Raw genomic sequence first — 18,260 nt, 5'->3', positions numbered from 1 at the left:
GGTAGTAGCAGCAGGCAGGTCAGCAGTGCGCTGCCGGTGGCGGCGCTGCCCACGGCCGCGCTGCCGAGCGCGGATCCGCTCGAACCGGGGACGAGCACGGATCCGCTGGAGAGGGGCTCGAGAACGCCCGATCCGAGTGCGCTGCCGGTCAGCAAGCCGAGCAGCAGGCCCGAACTGCCGACTACAGCGCTACCGGCACAGGCGGTTTGGACGCTTCCGGTACTGAGCCCGAGCGAATTTCCCAGCGTCCCGCCCTGAGCGGCGGGGGCCGCCACGGCGCTCGGGATGGCGGGCGCGTCGGGGCCGAGACGCAGCGGGGTCTCCGGCGACACACGGTGTGAGACAACCGGACCGAGTCGCAGCGGCCTCGAACTGCCGGTGCCGAGCGGGGCGCCCACCGGTCCGGAGCTGCCGCTCGTGCCCACTGGATCGCTGCTGCCGGTATTGATCCCGCCGAACGGCGGCGGAGTCGGATCCGCGGCCGCCGGTCCGGCGCACAGGGCCAGCGACGGCAGCAGCACCGCCATCGCTACGAAACCCTCTGTCGTCCTTCGCCTTCCGGACACCATATCTACAACCCCATTCGTCGCCGGTGGGCTGATTTCTACGGAGCGGCGGGCAGTTGATCCGTCGATATCTGCTGATAGCGCGACACCGCGTCGTCGAAGGCATCCCTGGACACGACGATCGATCCGGCGAACGGCCGTTCCAGGTTGTAGATCTGCAGCAGCGCCGAACCGACCACGAAGCCCAGCAGTGCGGTCATCACCGCGCTGCGCCAGCTCACGCGCACGCCGGACAGCACCGGATACAGCATGAGCAGAACGGTGCCGAAGATCAGGACCACGTACAGGAACCGCGGAATGGCGCTCGTCAGGTCAAGGCCACGCTGCTGACGCGCCTGGGCGGCCTGCTCGAGCTGGTCCATGGCGCGCGAGCGCAGGTCGACGACCGTCGGATCCGTCGAATTCACGGCCGTCACCGCACCGCGCATGTGATCGAAGGCGGTCTGAGCGGCGGGGCTCATGCGCCCCTGGCTCTTCATCGACGACCACTCCTGCGTGACCACCTGATGGGTGTACTCGCTCACCAAGGCGGGAATCTGATGATTCTCGGGCGCGGGCATCGAGTGCGTATCCCAGTAGACGTTGACCAGCGCATTGGCCTCGCTCACGGTGTGATCGTGCGCATCCTCGAACTGCTGCCAGCACACCACCACCACGAAGGCGACAACCGCGGTGAAGAACGTCTTGATCAGATCGAGGACCAGCTCACCCGCACCCTCATCGCTCTTGTGCCGCCACGACGCCGGGCGTAGCTTGTCCCCGACCACAACGATCAGCGTCGCAAGTGCCGCCGCGATAACAGCGACGATCAACTCCTGTCCCATGTTGTGGATTCGTGGCAGCAACGATCTCGGATACATGTGTCACGGTCTGAATTCCCGTGTCACCCAGGACTACCCGGTCTCCATATAGTCCAGTTCGTCAGTTCGTCAAGGGTCGTACGCCTCTGGCGGATGATCGTCGGGCGGATCACGGCTTGTTGGTCGCACCGGCGTCGACGGTGAACTGCAGGCCCGTGACGTACCGCGCCTCATCGGAGGCCAGGAACAGCACGGCGTTGGAGACATCACGCGGCTCGACATAGGGAGCCAGCGGATTCATCGCGGACAGCGCGAACATCGGTTCGCGCGCGGCAAGCTCCTCAGCGGGCACACCGAGCGAGATCCCCGTATCGCTGACCCCTGTCGGATGTACGGTGTTCACCCGAATATTGTGCGGCGCAAGCTCGTTGGCGAGACCCTTCATCAGGCCGACCAAGCCGTGCTTGCTGGCCACGTAGTGCACATAAGGCACGTGACCGCGGATGCCTGCCGCCGAACTGGTGAGGATGATCGATCCTCCGGCATCCGCCTCGATCATGCCGGGCACCGCGGCCCGTACGGTATTCCACGCACCCTTGAGGTTGACATCGATGACGACGTCCCAGGCCTCCTCCGGCAGTTCCCACGCGCGGCCGGAACTCATGACGCCCGCGTTCGCGATCACGATGTCGAGGCGGCCGAACTCGGTCACCGCGGCGTCGACCGCAGCCTGGATTTCCCCGATCGAGCGCACATCGGCCTGCACTGCCACGCATTCCCCGCCCGTCGCCCGGACGAGCTGGACGGTCTCCTCCAACTCCTCCTTCGTCCCCAGCGGATAGGGCAGCGCATCACTGATGTCGTGACACACGTCCGTGACCACGACGCGTGCCCCCTCCTCCGCCAAACGCACCGCGTGCGAGCGGCCTTGGCCGCGTGCCGCTCCGGTGATGAGAGCGACCTTGCCCTCGACACGACCCATTGCTCATACCTCGCTCGTCGCGCGGACACACCTCAACAGGATTGCCCACGAATATCTTTCGGATCCGACCGTTCGGACTCTATAGCACTGCACCAATTGCGCATGCTGATTCCATCTCACTCAGCGGAAGCACTCACCGATTCAGGACAATACGACGCTCGTCCCAGCAATTAGGGCTACCCAATTCGGGTCAGAACTCATCTAGCCACGGCACACCGTTCATGCTCACAGGGCCCGGCCGCAGCCGCGCGCCGAGATCGCCCTACCGGTGTTCGTATCCCAGGACGCCACCGAGCCGCGACCGCGGTCGCCGACCACCGCACCCGGTCCGGAAAGGACGCTGAATGAACACCGGACCACTGGCGGGCTGCCGCGTCGTCGAACTCGGCGGCATCGGCCCAGGCCCCTTCGCCGGAATGCTGCTGGCCGACCTCGGCGCCGAGGTGGTTCGGGTGGATCGCCCCGAGCACATCGGCGAAGTGGGCCGGGGTGGGCCGACGGACGTGCTGAATCGCGGAAAACGCTCGGTAGTACTGGATTTGAAGCAACTTTCCGGTCGCACCGCGCTGCTCGAGCTGGCCGGCGCCGCGGATGTGCTGATCGAGGGCTTCCGCCCGGGCGTGACCGAGCGGCTGGGCATCGGCCCCCACGAGTGCCTGGCCCGCAATCCGCGACTGGTGTACGGACGAATGACCGGATGGGGGCAGCAGGGGCCATTGGCGTCCACCGCCGGTCACGACATCACGTATATCGCACTCACCGGGGCGCTCGGTGCGATCGGCACGGCGGGCGGACCACCGCAGATTCCGCTCAACATCGTCGGCGACTTCGGCGGCGGCGGTTGCTATTTGGTGATCGGGGTGCTTGCCGCACTGTACGCGGTCGAGCGCACCGGGCACGGGCAGGTGGTCGACGCGGCGATCGTCGACGGCACCGCGCACCTGCTGGCGAGCACATTCGCCAAACTCGCGCGCGGCGCGTGGACCACCGAGCGCGGGGCCAACCAGCTCGATGGCGGCTGGCCGTTCTACGCCGTCTACGCGACAAAGGACGGCGGTCATGTGGCGGTCGGCGCGCTGGAGGCGAAGTTCTACCGGCAACTGGTCGAGCTACTGGAACTCGATGTCGACCCGGATCGCCAGCACGACCGATCGACCTGGCCGCACCTGCGAGATCTGTTGCGGCAGAGATTCGCCGAGCGTACCCGGGACGAATGGGCCGCCGTGTTCGAGGGCACCGACGCCTGCGTCGCACCCGTGCTCAGTCTGAGCGAGGCAGCAGCCCACCCGCACATGGCGGCCCGTGGCAGCATCGTGGCCCGCGACGGCGTCGTGCAACCCGCTGCCGCACCGCGTTTCTCCGCGACGCCCGCCACCCCCGGCGGCCCCGCCGCGGAGATCGGCAGCGACACCCGCGCCGTGTTGCGAGAGTGGGGAGTCACCGGCGGCGATGCGCTGCTCGACCACGACGCCGCCCAGCATTCATCCAGCTGAGGGTCACGCGCGGTACGTCTGCACTGCCATTGCGCCGGAGAGGATTTCGTCCACCGATAATCGAATCGATACCGCGCGCTCATGTCCGGTGCGGTAAACCAAAGGCGGCGGTCAGTAGAAGATCGGACCGAGCGTGCCGCCGCTGGCGATGATCGGGTCGCCGTTGAGCGCGACGCTGCGCGGACTGGCCAGGAAGGCGATGACCGCGGCGACCTCCTCCGGGGCGACGATCCGGCCGATCGAAATGGTCGCACCGAACTCGCGTTGGATCTGTTCCAGCGTCACCCCGCGTGCGGCGGCGGTGGCCGCGAACGCCGTGGTGGCGGTCTCGGTGCTGGTGGCGCCGGGATGTACCACGGTGACGTTCACGCCCTGGGGGCCGAGTTCGTCGGCGAGGTTCTTGGTCAGCGCGGCAACGGCGACATTGCGCACGGACCCGACGACCGAGCCGGTCCGGCGCGCGGCAAGGCCGCCGACGTTGATGATCCGGCCCCAACCGCGCTCCACCATCCCGGGCGCGAAGGATCTGGCGCAGCGCAAGTAGCCGCGCACCTTCACGTTGATCTCCGCTTCCAGGTCCGACTCCTCGATCGCGCCGGGGTTGGTCCTGGCCGCGTTGTTGATCAGGATGTCGACGCCGCCCAACTGCTCGATAGCGGCCTCGGCCATGGCCGTGACCGAGGCGTCGTCACCGGTGTCCGCGCCGATCCCGATCACGCGCACGCCGGTCTCGGCCGCGAGCACGGTCGCCTGCTCCTCGGCGGCCCGGGCGTCGCGGCCGACGAGTGCGACATCTGCGCCCTCCTGCGCAAGGGCCCGGCCCACTGCGAGACCGATCCCTCGGCTCCCACCGGTCACCACCGCGCGCTTGCCCTTCAGACCCAGATCCATTGAACTCCTCCTCGCTCGATCACCTGACGAATATCCTTCCAGCGCAATGCCATGTCCGCGTCGCCGGATCCCGTTCTCTCGCATCCGCGCCGCATGCGATCACGCGCCGGCCCGGAGGCGTTGTGTCCGCACGTGGTTTCAGGCGCTCAGCACATCCGGGAACCGTCTGTCGGTTCGTCAAACCTGGAACGGTTCGGATGGCGCCGCGGCCAAGCTGTGGCGGCGCATCCGTTCGAGCGTGTAGAGGTATGCGCAGACCGCGAAGGCGAAGCTGGTGAACAGGCTGATCACGAAGTAGAGCCACGGTGCGGACAGATGGCGGCGACGCCCATCGATGATGGTCCAGAGCGGCAGGATCAGCACGTTCGCGATGGTGTAATCCTGCGATGCCGAGCGTGCCGCGTCGTTGGTGAACATCAGCGATATGTAGTGGGTCCAGCTGGCGCCGTCGCCCCAGAGCGGGTTGGTTCCACCGTAGTGCTGCACGAAACGCACATTGAAATACCAGCCCAGGACGACCGACGAGATACCGATGAGACCGTAGATCGCCTCGAGCACACTGATTTTCGGGCCGCCGATCGGGGTTTTGAACACCGACAGGTTGAGCCGGACCAGCGCGGCGATGGCGAGTAGTCCGAGGACGGCGTGGACGAGCAGTGAAATCAACGTAACCCCTTGGCTGTCAACGATATCGGGCGTCAGAGGTCGCGCCGGGCGCGGGCGCGCCGCTTGCCCTCGTGCATGGCCTGCACCCGGGCCACCGGGATGGTGTGGCCCTCCGCGATCAGGTCGGCGGGCAGGGACTGCGGCGCGGGCATGTACTCGGTCCACGGGTCACGATCGCCGAGTTCCCTTGCGGCGGTGCGGATCGTGAAATCACGCGGATCGATGTCGGGCAGGTCGGCCCAGCTCACCGGGAAGGATACCGTCGCCCCGGGCCGCACCCGAGGACTGTAGGCGGCCACCACCGTCGCGCCGCCCGCACGAGTGGAGTCGAGAAACACCTTGCCGCCCCGGTCTTCCCGGATGAAGGCGGTGGTCGCCAAGGCCGGATCCAGGCGTTCGGCACGGGCCGCGACGGCACGGGTGGCGGCCGCGGCGTCCTCGATGCCCACCCCGGGCTCGACGGGGACGAAGATGTGAACCCCCTTGGAGCCACTGGTCTTCACCGCGCCCGCGAGCCCGTCGTCGGCCAGCGCCCGGCGGACGAGCTCGGCGGCCTCGACCGCCTGCCGGAACGGCCGATCGGGGGCGGGATCGATGTCGAGGACGAGATGCGTTGGACCACCGGAGTAGTCGGCGAGGTTCTCGGCGAGCAACAGCGTCACGTGGTACTCGACGGCCCGCTGGTTACCGAACCACAGCAACGTCCGCACATCATCGCAAAGCGCGTACGACACTTCACGTTTCGAACTCTGCGCCCACATCGTCACGCGATGCACCCACTCGGGCGTGTATTTCGGCAGATTCTTCTGCATGAACGGCTCCTGCCCCGGCCGCACCCGCACCACCGACAGCGGCCGGTCCCGCAACCGCAGCACCAGTCGTTCCCCCACCGCCTCCACATAGTCGAGCAGTTCCCCTTTACTCGCCCCCGCCCCATCGAACAGCGGACTGTCCAGGCTGGTCAGCTTCAGCCCGTCCCGCACCCCATCGCGCCGTGACGACGACTCACTCATCGGCTCACCATGCGCCCGATGCCGGGCCGCGTCAACCATGGCTACCGCGCGTCGAGTCGCGTATCTCCTCCTCGTTCCCCATCCGCCCCGACCAGGTGGCAGGCTGTATCCATGGCCGATGAAAAAGAACTCCCCGCCGAAAACTCCGCGGACGAAGCCGAGTCACCGGCAGAAGCAACGAAGCGCAAGTTCCGAGAGGCCCTCGCACTGAAGAACGGCCACGCCTCGGCAGGCGGGTCCGCCCAGAATTCCGCCAAAATACACGGCGCGCATGCCCAGGCGGGCGGCAAGCGCACCTTCCGCCGCCGCGCCGGCGGTTAAGAATCAAAGCACGAACGGGGAAGGCCCGGTCTCCGTGGACCGGGCCTTCCCCGGACCGACGAATGAGCTCAGGAGTACATGATGTTGCAAGCAGGCGATAACGCGCCCGAGTTCGAACTCTCCGACCAGCACGGTGAATCCGTGCGGCTCAGCACGATCCTGAACAAGGGGCCGGTCGTGCTGTTCTTCTATCCTGCCGCGCTCAGTCCCGGGTGCACCCGGGAGGCATGCCACTTCCGCGATATCGTCACCGAGTTCGCTGACCGCGGCGCCCAGATCCTGGGTATCAGCGCCGACGATGTCGCCAAACAGAAGAAATTCGACGACACCCACAACCTGGGCTACCCCCTGCTGGCCGACGCCGGCAGAGCCACCGCCCAGGCCTACGGAATCAAACGCCTTATACCGGGGCTCCCCGCCAGGCGCGCGACCTTCGTCATCGGCAGCGACCAGAAGATCATCGCCGCCATCCACAGTGAACTCAACATGAACATCCACGCCAACGAGGCGCTGGCGGCGCTGGCGAAGTAGACCTCCTGAGCGATCGTGTTCGGCGTCCTCGCCGCGGCCGGGCTTAGGCTACGAACAGATAGCCGCCTGGAGGAGGTTCGTGGTGTTTCGGTTCTTTGTCGTGGGGTTCATCGCGGTCGCGGTGGTGATCGTCGGTGTCGCGGCGTCGATCGGGTCGTGGGCGTGGTGGGTGCTGGTGGCACTGCTGGCCGGCCTGCTCGCCGTCGGGGTGTACGACCTGACCCAGCGTCGTCACTCGGTCCTGCGCAACTATCCGATTCTCGGGCATATGCGGTACCTGCTCGAAAGTCTTCGTCCGGAGCTCCAGCAGTACTTCATCGAACGCAACTTCGACGGGCGGCCCTTCGACCGGAACGTCCGCACGATCGTCTACGAGCGTGCCAAGGGCATTCACGGTGAACTGTCCTTCGGCACCGAGCGCGATATCGAGGAGATCGGCTACGAGTACCTGGTGCATTCCATCGCGCCGGTCCCGGAGCCGCAGGAGCCACCGCGGGTGCTGATCGGCGGACCGGACTGCACGAAGCCGTATTCGATGTCGCTGCTCAATGTCTCGTCGATGAGCTTCGGAGCGCTCTCGGCCAATGCGCTGCGCGCGCTCAACAAGGCCGCGGCCATGGGCGGCTTCGCCCACGACACCGGCGAGGGCGGGCTCACGCCCTACCACCTCGAGGGCGGCGGCGACCTGGTGTGGGAGATCGGTTCCGGTTATTTCGGAACCCGCACGGCGGAGGGACGATTCGATCCCGACCAGTTCGCCGACAAGTCCGCGCACGACAACGTGAAGGCTGTGGCACTCAAGCTCAGCCAGGGCGCCAAACCCGGTCTCGGCGGAGTGCTGCCCGCCGCGAAGGTCAGCGAGGAAATCGCCCGCTACCGCGGCGTTCCGGCGCACGAGAAATGCGTGAGCCCCGCGGCACATTCGGTGTTCAGCACCCCTCGCGAATTGATCCAGGTGGTCGCGCGGATGCGAGAACTGTCCGGAGGTAAACCGGCCGGATTCAAGCTGTGCGTCGGTTCTCGCACCGAAGTACTGGCCCTGTGCAAGGCCATGCTCGCGGAGGGAACCACACCGGATTTCATCATCGTCGACGGCGCCGAAGGCGGAACGGCCGCTGCCCCACTGGAATACGAGGATCATGTCGGGCTGCCGCTGACGGACGGACTGATGACCGTGCACAACGCGCTCGTCGCCACCGGACTCCGGGACAGGATAAAGATCGGAGCCAGCGGAAAGGTCGCCGCGGGCAACGACATCGTCAAGCGGTTGATCCAGGGCGCCGACTACACCAACGCCGCCCGCGCGATGATGATGGCGGTCGGCTGTATCCAGGCACAGCGCTGTCATACCAACGAATGCCCGGTCGGCGTCGCCACGCAGGACCCCCGGCGCGCACGGGCACTCGATGTCGCGGACAAGAGTGTGCGCGCACAGAGGTATCAGGAGGGCACCGTGCGCCAGGCGGTGCAGTTGATGGCATCGCTCGGCGTGTCGGATCCGGCTGGCCTCACCCCGCACATGCTGCGCAAGAAGATCTCCCCCACCACGCTGCGGTCGTATGCCGAACTGTACGAATGGCTTTCACCCGGGCAGCTACTAGCCGAGCCGCCGGAGAGCTGGTTGGCGGACTGGACCGCCGCGTCACCGGACACCTTTCATCCGGTCGTCAAGGCCGAGTAATTCGAAGCCACCGCAGGTAGTGGCTGACCCAGGCCACCGGCCGCGCGATCCTGAAAACGCTGTGCGATCGCGGCTGGGTCAGCCGCGACCCGGTCGACAAGACCTTCGCCGGGGCCCCGCGCTCGCGGTCGTGGCGGCGAGCACCGCCGTTCGACGTCGCCGACACCCCGGACGAACAACGAGCGTGGGTCGGCCGTGCGGCAGCCACCGACCCTGCCGTGGGGCTGGCCGAATTACCACCACCGGATTGCTCTGCGACGACGATCCCGCCCGCGAACAGCAACCCGTCGTCAGCCTCTCCCACCGGTGTTCGACCACCGGCATCGCGTCGCACTGCTGCTTGTGCGTCCACCCCCTGCGCCCCCTGTCCGCCGCCGACATCGATGTGGCCGGCCGGCGTCTCACCCGGGCGGCCGCCACGATCGCGCCGGGCAGGCGGTCGCTGGAACGCGCGCGGTGACGGTCCTGTACCCGCCCTACCCTGGCGTGATGTAGCGCGGAGACCATCGCTAACCCGCACGAGTTTCGGTGAACCGCGAGCCGCCCCCACCCCGTATCTCCAGGTAGCCGCCAATCGAGCACTGATCAGGGAGGCTTCCATGACCCGGCTGGCACCGTTCTATGAGAATGTGCAATCGCACTATGACCTATCCGACGACTTCTACCGGCTGTTCCTCGATCCATCGATGACATATAGCTGCGCCTATTTCCAGCGCGAGAATATGTCGCTGGAGCAGGCGCAATCGGCCAAGATCGACCTGTCGCTCGGGAAACTCGACCTGACGCCGGGCCAGACCCTGCTCGACGTCGGCTGTGGCTGGGGCGCGACGATGTTCCGGGCAGCCACCCGGTACGGCGTTCACGTCATCGGCCTGACTTTGAGCCACAACCAGTACGACCATGTCCGGCACGAGATCGAGCGCCGGGGCCTGACCGGCGTCGAGGTACGGCTGCAAGGCTGGGAGGAATTCGACGAGCGGGTCGACCGCATCGTCAGCATCGGCGCATTCGAACACTTCCGCCGCGAACGGTACGAGGAGTTCTTCGCTCGCTGCTACGGCAATCTCCCTCCCGACGGGCGGATGCTGCTGCATACCATCATCGGGCACACCCTCGCCGACCTGCGCCGGCTCGGCGTCCCGGTCACCCGCGACGACGCCCGCTTCCACATTTTCATCCGGCGCGAGATCTTCCCCGGCGGCCAGCTTCCGCAGCCGGCCCTCATCACCAGACTCGCCGGGCAATCCGGATTCGGCACAGAGCAGATCCAATCCCTGCGACCGGACTACGCCCGCACCCTGGACCTGTGGACCCGCGCACTCCAGGACAACCGCGCGACGGCAGAACGAATCACCTCACCGGAAACCTACTCCCGCTACCTGCGATACCTCACCGGAAGCGCCGACCACTTCCGCACCGGACACCTCGACGTCATGCAATTCACCTTGGCCAAATGAGCGGCGCCGAATTGCTCTCAGCCCTGGAAACTCGCACCGACGAGCCGACGTACTCTCCTCGCTTACACTGCCCGGGCGTGCTGTGAAGCCGCGGATAAGGGGAGAGGAAGGTACATGGTCGAGTGGGGAGTGTTTCGGGGGCTTCCACCCCAGATCACCAGGCTCGGCGGCCGCACCGGGGGCATCCAGGTCGTGCTGGACCCCGACTACAAGCTTCCGGATCCGGGCGCGGCACAACAGCCGAGTACCGCAGGGCCACAAGGTGATCCAGAACTGGCGACGACCAGGTTCCACATGTATATGGCGGCCCGTGCGGCGGTCCTGGGGAAATCCGAAGAGCTTCCGCCACCGGTGTCCAGCGCCCAACTCGATGAAGCCGAAAAACGTCTCGGCGGACCACTACCCGCCGATCTGCGGGCGCTGTATCTGATAGCCGACGGCGACCAGGGGCGCGGTTTATTGAACAACACCGCCTGGCTACCGCTCGAATTACTTGTCGAGTCGAACTTCGATCTGTGCGAACAAGATCCTCCCCCATGGGATTCGGCGTGGGACTCGGTCATTCTGGACGGCGATCCTCCGGATACGGTTCGGCGCTGCAGAGCACACGAGAGCTGGCTGCCTTTCTGCAGCAACGAGGACGGCAACTACCTGGCGGTCGACATGGCCCCGGCGCGAAACGGGCGCCCCGGTCAAGTCATTGCGATCGGTCGTGACTACTACTACGGCGGCCCCATCCACCTCACCGACTCGATCACCACGCTACTCGGCCGGTATCTGGAGTTGCTGGAATACGGCTTCTACGAGGTCGACGACGACAATCTCGATCTGGACGACCCCGGCTCGCCGAGCCGGCCGGACCGGACTGCCTACGGTGACATTCCCGAGCCGATCCCGCCGACACTCCAAGCCGTTCACATCGACAACGTCCCGAGCCCGGTCGATCTGACTCCACTGACACTCGCGGAGCGGCTGCGGCAAATCAGCCTGAGCCGTTGCAGCACCGACGATCTGACCCCGATAGCCGAATTACCGGTCGAATCCCTGAGCGTCACACTGGACAGCGCCGACCTGACTCCACTGCACGGCCACCCGCACCTGACCTCCCTCGATCTGCGGACCACGAGGCCGATCGACATCACCACCCTGACCACCGTCGCGAACCTGCGCTGTCTGGATCTGTCCCGCGCCGATATCCAGGATCCGACGATTCTCGGGAAGCTGACCGGTCTGCGCTACCTCGCGATCACCGGCCGCCAATGGCGAGCACTGACCGATGCGAACGCGGTACCACCCAGTCTGGCAGCCGCCCGTCTGGCAGACTCCGACGTCACCGATAACGACGCCGTGGACTGGGCACGCAGCCTCGGCCTCGGCGCCACCCGCACCCCACGGTTCCCGGGCGACTACACCACTGACGATCACTAGCACTCTCCGCTGATCATTCGGTGAGCGTCTGGGTGCCGAGCACGGCGGCGATCGCGAGGCGGTCCGCGTCCTCGCTGCCGGGTTCGGCCGTGTAGACCATGATGCGCAGGTCGCTGCCCGCGACGATGAGGACGTCGCAGTCCAGGGTGATGCGGCCGACGTGGGGGTGCTCGATGGTCTTGTGCAGGGAGTGTTCCTGCTGTGGCGGCAGGACGGCGCCGGAATCCCACAATTCGACGAATCGCGGGCCGGCCGCGCCGAGTTCGCCGACCAAGCGGTGCAGCCGGACGTCGTCCGGATATCGGGCGACGCTCATCCGCAGATCCGCCACCAGCGCGGACACCAGATCCGCCTCCTCGACCGGGGTGCGGACGGTCCGGTTATCTACACCGATGAGATTGCGCCAGATGGCATTTCGTTCGATTCCGGTCCAGTGCGTGGTCTGGCCGAGCACGGCGTCGTACGGCGCGTTGGCGGTGATGAGGTTCCAGGCGGCGTCGTAGACGACGACCGGCGTATGCGCGAATCGGTCCAGGAGCCGCTGCACGCTGGGCGTGATCCGCGTCGGCACCACCCCGGGACCCGGCGGGACGCGACCGGCCAGCCGGAACAGATGCTCCCGCTCGGGGTCGGTGAGCCGCAGCGCGCGAGCGAGCGATTCCACGACCTGCTCCGAGGGTGAGGTCGCGCGGCCCTGCTCGAGACGGGTCAGGTAGTCGACGGAGATCCCGGCCAGCTGGGCGAGTTCCTCGCGGCGCAGCCCTGCCGCACGGCGCCGACCACCGACCGGAACGCCGACGACCGCGGGAACGATGCGGTCGCGCCAGCCACGCAGTGCGCGGCCGAGCTCCAGCATCTCCATCGGTCCAGTATGAGACACGGCGACGGCGTCATCCTGGCCCTGCCATTCCCAGGACAAGCGCACGACTGGCTAACCATCGGCACCGGCCGGACTCTCGATGTATGAGCACCTCACCATCCCCGAGCGATCCGGGAACCATACTGATCACCGGCCCGACCGGCGGATTGGGGCATGCCGCGACACTGGCGATGGCCAATCGTCCGGCGGCGCGACGGCCCGACCTGATCCTGGTGGGGCGGCCCAGCGCCGGCCTCACCGAGGTCACCGAGGCGGCACGGGCGGCGGGAGCCAATGCCCACGCGGTCGGTTGCGATCTCGGGCGATTGCCCGAGGTTCGTGCCGCGGCCTCGCAGGTCCGCGACCTGCTCGGCTCGAACACCGTACGACCGCTACGAGGGCTGGTTGCCAACGCTGGGGTCTCGGTTCTGGACACCCGCACCGCCTCCGGTGACGGCTACGAGCTGACCTTCGCGGTGAACTATCTGGCCCACGCGCAGCTCATCGGCGACCTGCTGGGCTCGCTGTGCGCCCCCGCGCGCATCGTACTGCTGGGCTCGAATACCTATTACGTCAATCTCCCGCGCCGCATCCTCGGCGTTCCGGCTGCTCAGTGGCGGGATCCGGTCGAGCTGGCACGGCCCGCCGCGGCCGGCGTGTCCCCCTCGATGCGGACCGGCGGCGTCGCGTACTCCAATTCCAAGCTGGCGATCCTCTATTACTCCCACGAACTCCAGCGGCACGTTCGGGCGGGCATCGACGTGATCGTCTTCGAACCCGGTTTCATGCCCGGGACCGGTTTGGGACGCGAGGCAAGCCCCGCGCTGCAACGTATCGCGCGAGCGGTAGGGCGTCTTCCAGGAGTTTCCAAGCCCGAGACCTCCGGCCCCGCGCTCGCCTCGATCGCCCTGGACGACCGCTGGTCGCACCTGCGAGACGGTGCGTTCGTGGTCGTCGACTCCGAACGCGACGTGCAACCGTTCGCGATCGACCGTCAGCGCGAAAGCAGGTTGTGGGATGCCACCGCCGAACTGTTGAAAGCGAGCGAGTAAATGACCAGCGAACAGGTATTGGTGACCGGAGGCAGTGGATTCCTCGGGGCACACTGCGTAGTGCGACTGCTCGACGACGGCTACCGGGTGCGGACCACAGTCCGCTCGCCCGAGCGCGCCCCGGCGGTGCGGGCGATGCTGGCCGCGAGCGGAAGTTCTCGCGCGGACAGCGTGAGCTTCACCGCCGCCGACCTGACCTCGGACCGAGGCTGGGACGACGCGATGACCGGGTGCGACCGGGTGCTCCACGTGGCCTCGCCGTTTCCCCCGACCAATCCCGCGCGGGAGGACGATCTCATCGTCCCGGCGCGGGAGGGCACTCTGCGGGTGCTGCGCGCCGCCCGTGACGCCGGCGTGCGGCGCGTGGTGGTGACGTCCTCGTTCGCCGCGATCGGCTACGGTCACGCCCCTACCGACATCCCCTACGACGAGTCGTCGTGGACCGAGCTGAGCAACGGCGTCACCACCTACGCCAAGTCCAAGACTCTAGCCGAGCGCGCCGCATGGGATTTCGTCGCGAACGAGGGCAAGGATCTCGAACTCTCGGTCGTGAACCCGACCGGGATTTTCGGTCCGGCGCTCGGCCCGGATTACGGGACCTCCATCGCCACGATCGTCCAGTTGCTCGGCGGCGCCCTGCCCCGGCTGCCGAAGGTATCCGCCGGCCTCGTGGACGTGCGCGACGTCGCCGACCTCCACGTGCGGGCCATGACCGATCCGGCCGCCGTCGGTGAGCGATTCCTGGCCACGGCCGGGCAGATGACGCTGCGGGAGATGGCCTTGGCGATCAGGGCATCCCTCGGCGAGGCCGCCCGGCGCGTACCCACCGGAACCCTCCCCGACTGGGTGGTGCGCCTGGCCGCCCTTTTCGATGCCTCCGCCCGTCAGGCCCTGCCCATGCTCGGCCGGCCGCACCGCGCGACGAGCGACAAGGCGCGGCGCGTGCTGGGCTGGCAACCCCGGACCGCGCAGGAGGCCGTTACGGCCTCGGCCGAAAGCGTTCTGCGCCTTGGCCTGATCGAGGCCGCCACGACATCCGGTGCGCGGCCTGCCCGGCGGTCTTGATCGCCGGGGCTCGGACCACGGCGGTCGTCATCGCCGCCGGACGCACCCGAAAGCCCTTGCGAAAGAGCTCTTTACCGGCCGATTCGGGACCGCGGCGGAACTTGTCGGTGCCGTCGAATACCTTGAGCCCATCGTGATCGACCGGGAGGAAGAACGATGGCCTCGAATCCGAGTGCCCCGCCGGAGGAACCGGCGTGGGAAAGCGCTTCTGTCGTACGGGTTTTGCCCGCCGTCGCACCGCGCAAGCTGAACAAAGTGCCGTTCGTGGAGCTGGCCGACGGACGCCTGCAGGGCGTGGTCTCGAGCGGCTCCGATATCTCACGCGTGTACGTGGCGTCGGTGACAGCGGGGACGCACGGGCTGAGCTGCAGTACCAACAACAACCGGCCGTGCGGCGGGTTGAATCAGGGATGGGTCTGCAAGCATCTGGACGCGCTCATCGATGAGGCGGTGCTCCAGTACGGGCAGGACCGGGTGGCGCGTTTCCTGCGTGTCGAGGTCCCCGAGGGCGACCGACTCGCCGCCTGCCTCAACGGGACTCGCGATCCGGCTCCGGCCGCCGCGGTGTTCAGCCGGTTCCTGCGGCATCTGACCTACCTGGAGCTGCCGGGTAGTGCGACGCCGATCCCGGAGCTGCACTGGTTCCCCGCGGGGGTGGGTCGCTGATGCAGGCTGTACAGCTGGCCGCGCTGGCGGATGCGCCGGTCGGCGTCGAGGCAGCCCTGGACGTGGTGAGCGGCTTCGACACCGCACTGGTCAACGGCTTCGCCAGGGTCTCCGAGCCGCAGAGCGCGGCGCTGGCGGCGCTGGCCGCGGCGGTGGCGGGTTCGCCACTGGCCGAGGCGGTCTCGGCGGCGGTATCGAAGGTGAGCACGGGGGCGATCGGCGCCGACGAACTGACCGCGCTGGCCGCCGCCCGCGCCGCACTCCTGGGCTCGGTGCACGACGCACTGATCGATCAGGCCGATACGGCATTGGGCCGCAGCCGATTCGAGTGGACAACCGCACCGGATGGCGCCACCCCGAGCCCGCTCGCGGCGGGTTCCCGCGCCTGGCTGGGCGAACTGGCCATCGCCGGATGGCGCGGCGTGGACCACGACCTGGTGGCGGCCGCGGATCGCACCGTGGAATCACTACTGGCCGAACCCACGCTGCGGCGCTTGGCGATGCTCCTGGACGGCTTCACCGCCGAACTCAGCGCCTGCGCACCGATCGCCACCATGGACAGGGTGCCCGCGCGACGCTGGGCCGATCTCTGGACGCGCGCACTGCTGCTGTCCCGGCGGGGCACGGGATCCACTGCGAGCGAGTCGGTTTCGGGCCGGCTGCTGCCGCTGGGCGTGGAGCTTCACGAGCACGGGACCGCGGTGCAGGCGCAGTTGCACGGCGTGATCGAGATCGCGGGCGCACCGGCCCGCCGGGTGCGGGTGTCGGTGGCGGCGGCCAAGGTGGACACCATCGCGGGACCGGCGATATGGCAGCTGCTGGGTGTGCATCGGCAGTTGCTCACCGCGCTGGCCGAACACCGCGCACTGGAGCTGACCGACATGCCGCTGACCGCGACCGGGGATCTGCTCTGGGATGACGACCGGGCGAAGGCCGGTGATGCCGCGGATCCATTCGTCACCGCCACCGTGCAGTTGCCGCAGGCACAGGGCCCGTCCGCCGCCCCGCTGGATCGCGATCCGGTGCACATCGCCGAACCGGTTCTCCTGGAGGGGTACAGGTTCAGCGACGGTGTGCTGGAGCTGGGTGATCAGCGAATTAGAGTGGAACTGGACGCGCTGCCGTCCGCCGGTCCCCTCACTCCGGCCGCTGTGGGCGCCTCCAGCGCCGTGATCGGAGTGTTGCGCTGGGATGGCGGCTGGTCGCTGCGACCGCTCGCCGTGCGGCGCAAGGTCAAGAGCGCGCTCGCCGCCTTCCACAACGGTGACTGGGCACTGGGCCCGACCGATCCGAAAGTCGCCAAGGCGCAAGCGAAGTCGGGCGATGCCGTCGCGGTGTTGCGCGAGCGCGCAGGACGGTTGCTGCGCCGATGACTACCGCATCGCGAAACGATTCCATGGAGGGCGGCAGTCGGGTGGACGGTGCGCCGAATCACGAGACACGGCGTCAGATCCTGTACTGGCGTCTGCTGGCCGGTGTTTTCGCCGGAGACCAGCAACCGACGCTGGAACAGGCCAGTGCGGGCATCGTCGGCGACCTGGGTTTGCCGCTGGCCGTGCTCGATCCGGGCATGTCGATCGACAATGTGGTGCAACGTTATCCGGAGATGAAGGCGGATTTCGAACGTCTCGACTTCTCCGCGACCGAGGACTCCGCAGCTGGAGAATCCACCGCCGAGAACTCCGCGACCGAGGTCGCCGAGGATGCGACCGGAGTCGAAACGCCCCGACCCATCGACGCGGCCGATGTGCGCACCGCCGCACTGGTTTCCAAACTGCTGCTGAACGTCTTCGCCACCGGGTCCGGCGAGGTCGCTGCCACCCAGCTGGCGTGCTGGCAGTCCGATGCCACCTGGCTACGTCGCTGCCTGGGCGAGGAAGGCGCCGGCGCCGTGCACGGCGTGCTCACCGGCCTGGAAGGCGAACTGGTATCCCGCATGCGGCTGCGCGAGGTACTGGCCGATCCGCACCTGGCCGCTCAACTCACCCCGAGTATGTCGCTCATCGAACAGCTGTTGCGCAACAAGCACAATCTGTCCGGCGTGGCCCTGGCCAATGCCAAACGCCTCATTCGCTGCTATATCGACGAGGTCGCCGAAGTCCTGCGCACCCAGGTGCAGCAGGCCAGCGCCGGCGACGTCGACCGCTCGGTCCCGCCCAAACGCATCCTGCGCAATCTGGATGTGGACAGGACCATCTGGAAGAACCTGCCCAACTGGAACCCCCAGGACGAGCGCCTCTACGTCGACCGTCTCTACTATCGCCAGACCGCCAAGCGCACCGTCCCGGCTCGCATGATCGTGGTGGTGGACCAGTCCGGTTCCATGGTCGACTCGATGGTGAACTGCACCATTCTGGCGTCGATCTTCGCGGGCCTGCCCAAGGTGGATGTGCATCTCATCGCCTACGACACCCGCGCCCTCGATCTCACCCCGTGGGTGCACGACCCGTTCGAGGTGCTTCTTCGCACCAACCTCGGCGGCGGCAACGACGGCCCGGTCGCCATGGCCATGGCCCAGCCCAAAATCACCGACCCGAAGAACACCGTGCTGGCGTGGATTTCGGACTTCTACGAGTTCGATCGCTCCCAGCCGCTGTTCGAGGCCATGGAGGCGGTGCACCGCTCCGGGGTGAAGCTCATCCCGGTCGGCTCGGTGAACAGCTCCGGCCACCAGAGCGTCAACCCGTGGTTCCGCGAGCGGTTCAAAAACCTCGGCACCCCGGTGATTTCCGGGCGCATCCAGAAGCTCGTCAACGAACTCAAGAACTTTCTCGACTAGGAGACAACCC

Annotated in this window: 18 protein-coding genes; 11 read left to right on the top strand and 7 right to left on the bottom strand. The window is 67.3% G+C overall.

Annotated elements, in window-relative coordinates; all coding sequences use genetic code 11:
- The 3 genes from JZ791_RS33055 to JZ791_RS33045 form a co-directional block, all read right to left on the bottom strand.
- The coding region (locus JZ791_RS33055) for a hypothetical protein (RefSeq protein WP_438804581.1) at positions 1–527 on the bottom strand (527 nt) is incomplete at its 3' end.
- Between the two features lie 77 nt (positions 528–604).
- Complete coding sequence (locus JZ791_RS33050; protein ID WP_216899905.1) at positions 605–1,390, bottom strand: bestrophin-like domain; 786 nt, start codon at positions 1,388–1,390, stop codon at positions 605–607.
- Between the two features lie 145 nt (positions 1,391–1,535).
- Complete coding sequence (locus JZ791_RS33045) at positions 1,536–2,348, bottom strand: mycofactocin-coupled SDR family oxidoreductase (RefSeq protein WP_216899903.1); 813 nt, start codon at positions 2,346–2,348, stop codon at positions 1,536–1,538.
- A gap of 344 nt (positions 2,349–2,692) precedes the next feature.
- Here JZ791_RS33045 and JZ791_RS33040 point away from each other — a divergent pair, with 344 nt between their 5' ends.
- Entirely contained in the window at positions 2,693–3,841 is a 1,149-nt protein-coding gene (locus JZ791_RS33040) for a CaiB/BaiF CoA transferase family protein (protein ID WP_216899901.1), read from the top strand.
- A 111-nt stretch (positions 3,842–3,952) separates the two neighbouring features.
- Here the strand turns inward: JZ791_RS33040 and JZ791_RS33035 are convergent, their stop codons facing one another.
- The 3 genes from JZ791_RS33035 to JZ791_RS33025 all read right to left on the bottom strand — a co-directional run bounded on the left by JZ791_RS33035 (position 3,953) and on the right by JZ791_RS33025 (position 6,411).
- Positions 3,953–4,732: an SDR family NAD(P)-dependent oxidoreductase gene (locus JZ791_RS33035; RefSeq protein ID WP_216899899.1), complete on the bottom strand. Its 780-nt coding sequence runs from the start codon at positions 4,730–4,732 to the stop codon at positions 3,953–3,955.
- Between the two features lie 177 nt (positions 4,733–4,909).
- A complete protein-coding gene (locus JZ791_RS33030; RefSeq protein WP_216899897.1) occupies positions 4,910–5,398 on the bottom strand; it encodes a DUF2834 domain-containing protein in 489 nt (162 codons plus the stop codon).
- A gap of 32 nt (positions 5,399–5,430) precedes the next feature.
- Positions 5,431–6,411, bottom strand: coding sequence for a DNA polymerase domain-containing protein (locus JZ791_RS33025; protein WP_216899896.1), 981 nt, complete (start codon positions 6,409–6,411; stop codon positions 5,431–5,433).
- Between the two features lie 111 nt (positions 6,412–6,522).
- On the opposite strand from JZ791_RS33025, the gene JZ791_RS33020 reads away from it, so the two are divergent.
- From JZ791_RS33020 to JZ791_RS33000, 5 genes are all read left to right on the top strand, one after another.
- Complete coding sequence (locus JZ791_RS33020) at positions 6,523–6,732, top strand: DUF5302 domain-containing protein (RefSeq protein WP_216899894.1); 210 nt, start codon at positions 6,523–6,525, stop codon at positions 6,730–6,732.
- An 81-nt stretch (positions 6,733–6,813) separates the two neighbouring features.
- The gene (locus tag JZ791_RS33015; RefSeq protein ID WP_305802141.1) at positions 6,814–7,263 is read left to right on the top strand and encodes a peroxiredoxin; all 450 of its coding nucleotides are present in this window, start codon (positions 6,814–6,816) and stop codon (positions 7,261–7,263) included.
- 82 nt (positions 7,264–7,345) lie between these two features.
- Positions 7,346–8,944, top strand: coding sequence for an FMN-binding glutamate synthase family protein (locus JZ791_RS33010; RefSeq protein ID WP_216899892.1), 1,599 nt, complete (start codon positions 7,346–7,348; stop codon positions 8,942–8,944).
- Positions 8,945–9,543: 599 nt separating this feature from the next.
- Complete coding sequence (locus tag JZ791_RS33005) at positions 9,544–10,401, top strand: cyclopropane mycolic acid synthase family methyltransferase (RefSeq protein WP_216899890.1); 858 nt, start codon at positions 9,544–9,546, stop codon at positions 10,399–10,401.
- Between the two features lie 114 nt (positions 10,402–10,515).
- Positions 10,516–11,829 carry an SMI1/KNR4 family protein gene (locus JZ791_RS33000; RefSeq protein WP_216899888.1) on the top strand — a complete coding sequence of 438 codons (1,314 nt, stop codon included), beginning with the start codon at positions 10,516–10,518 and terminating at the stop codon, positions 11,827–11,829.
- A 13-nt stretch (positions 11,830–11,842) separates the two neighbouring features.
- On the opposite strand, the gene JZ791_RS32995 is transcribed toward JZ791_RS33000, so the two are convergent.
- Entirely contained in the window at positions 11,843–12,691 is an 849-nt protein-coding gene (locus JZ791_RS32995) for a helix-turn-helix transcriptional regulator (RefSeq protein WP_216899886.1), read from the bottom strand.
- A gap of 101 nt (positions 12,692–12,792) precedes the next feature.
- On the opposite strand from JZ791_RS32995, the gene JZ791_RS32990 reads away from it, so the two are divergent.
- The 5 genes from JZ791_RS32990 to JZ791_RS32970 all read left to right on the top strand — a co-directional run bounded on the left by JZ791_RS32990 (position 12,793) and on the right by JZ791_RS32970 (position 18,250).
- Complete coding sequence (locus JZ791_RS32990) at positions 12,793–13,740, top strand: SDR family NAD(P)-dependent oxidoreductase (protein ID WP_216899884.1); 948 nt, start codon at positions 12,793–12,795, stop codon at positions 13,738–13,740.
- A complete protein-coding gene (locus tag JZ791_RS32985; RefSeq protein WP_216899882.1) occupies positions 13,741–14,805 on the top strand; it encodes an SDR family oxidoreductase in 1,065 nt (354 codons plus the stop codon).
- A gap of 156 nt (positions 14,806–14,961) precedes the next feature.
- Entirely contained in the window at positions 14,962–15,471 is a 510-nt protein-coding gene (locus tag JZ791_RS32980; RefSeq protein WP_216899880.1) for a hypothetical protein, read from the top strand.
- A complete protein-coding gene (locus JZ791_RS32975; RefSeq protein ID WP_216899878.1) occupies positions 15,471–16,844 on the top strand; it encodes a hypothetical protein in 1,374 nt (457 codons plus the stop codon). Before JZ791_RS32980 ends, JZ791_RS32975 begins: the two co-directional genes overlap by 1 nt.
- Positions 16,841–18,250, top strand: coding sequence for a vWA domain-containing protein (locus JZ791_RS32970; RefSeq protein WP_254206747.1), 1,410 nt, complete (start codon positions 16,841–16,843; stop codon positions 18,248–18,250). Before JZ791_RS32975 ends, JZ791_RS32970 begins: the two co-directional genes overlap by 4 nt.
- The last annotated feature ends 10 nt before the right edge of the window (positions 18,251–18,260 follow it).

Source organism: Nocardia alni (assembly GCF_019038435.1).
Classification (GTDB): Bacteria; Actinomycetota; Actinomycetes; order Mycobacteriales; family Mycobacteriaceae; genus Nocardia; species Nocardia alni.
This window is presented reverse-complemented; position numbering and strand designations above follow the sequence as displayed.

What these genes read in the sequence shown, in the direction of transcription:
- JZ791_RS33050 (WP_216899905.1), bottom strand. Translation starts at nt 1,390, where the DNA reads ATGGGACAGGAGTTGATCGTCGCTGTTATCGCGGCGGCACTTGCGACG.
- JZ791_RS33045 (WP_216899903.1), bottom strand. Translation starts at nt 2,348, where the DNA reads ATGGGTCGTGTCGAGGGCAAGGTCGCTCTCATCACCGGAGCGGCACGC.
- JZ791_RS33040 (WP_216899901.1), top strand. Translation starts at nt 2,693, where the DNA reads ATGAACACCGGACCACTGGCGGGCTGCCGCGTCGTCGAACTCGGCGGC.
- JZ791_RS33035 (WP_216899899.1), bottom strand. Translation starts at nt 4,732, where the DNA reads ATGGATCTGGGTCTGAAGGGCAAGCGCGCGGTGGTGACCGGTGGGAGC.
- JZ791_RS33025 (WP_216899896.1), bottom strand. Translation starts at nt 6,411, where the DNA reads ATGAGTGAGTCGTCGTCACGGCGCGATGGGGTGCGGGACGGGCTGAAG.
- JZ791_RS33020 (WP_216899894.1), top strand. Translation starts at nt 6,523, where the DNA reads ATGGCCGATGAAAAAGAACTCCCCGCCGAAAACTCCGCGGACGAAGCC.
- JZ791_RS33015 (WP_305802141.1), top strand. Translation starts at nt 6,814, where the DNA reads ATGTTGCAAGCAGGCGATAACGCGCCCGAGTTCGAACTCTCCGACCAG.
- JZ791_RS33005 (WP_216899890.1), top strand. Translation starts at nt 9,544, where the DNA reads ATGACCCGGCTGGCACCGTTCTATGAGAATGTGCAATCGCACTATGAC.
- JZ791_RS33000 (WP_216899888.1), top strand. Translation starts at nt 10,516, where the DNA reads ATGGTCGAGTGGGGAGTGTTTCGGGGGCTTCCACCCCAGATCACCAGG.
- JZ791_RS32995 (WP_216899886.1), bottom strand. Translation starts at nt 12,691, where the DNA reads ATGGAGATGCTGGAGCTCGGCCGCGCACTGCGTGGCTGGCGCGACCGC.
- JZ791_RS32990 (WP_216899884.1), top strand. Translation starts at nt 12,793, where the DNA reads ATGAGCACCTCACCATCCCCGAGCGATCCGGGAACCATACTGATCACC.
- JZ791_RS32985 (WP_216899882.1), top strand. Translation starts at nt 13,741, where the DNA reads ATGACCAGCGAACAGGTATTGGTGACCGGAGGCAGTGGATTCCTCGGG.
- JZ791_RS32980 (WP_216899880.1), top strand. Translation starts at nt 14,962, where the DNA reads ATGGCCTCGAATCCGAGTGCCCCGCCGGAGGAACCGGCGTGGGAAAGC.
- JZ791_RS32975 (WP_216899878.1), top strand. Translation starts at nt 15,471, where the DNA reads ATGCAGGCTGTACAGCTGGCCGCGCTGGCGGATGCGCCGGTCGGCGTC.
- JZ791_RS32970 (WP_254206747.1), top strand. Translation starts at nt 16,841, where the DNA reads ATGACTACCGCATCGCGAAACGATTCCATGGAGGGCGGCAGTCGGGTG.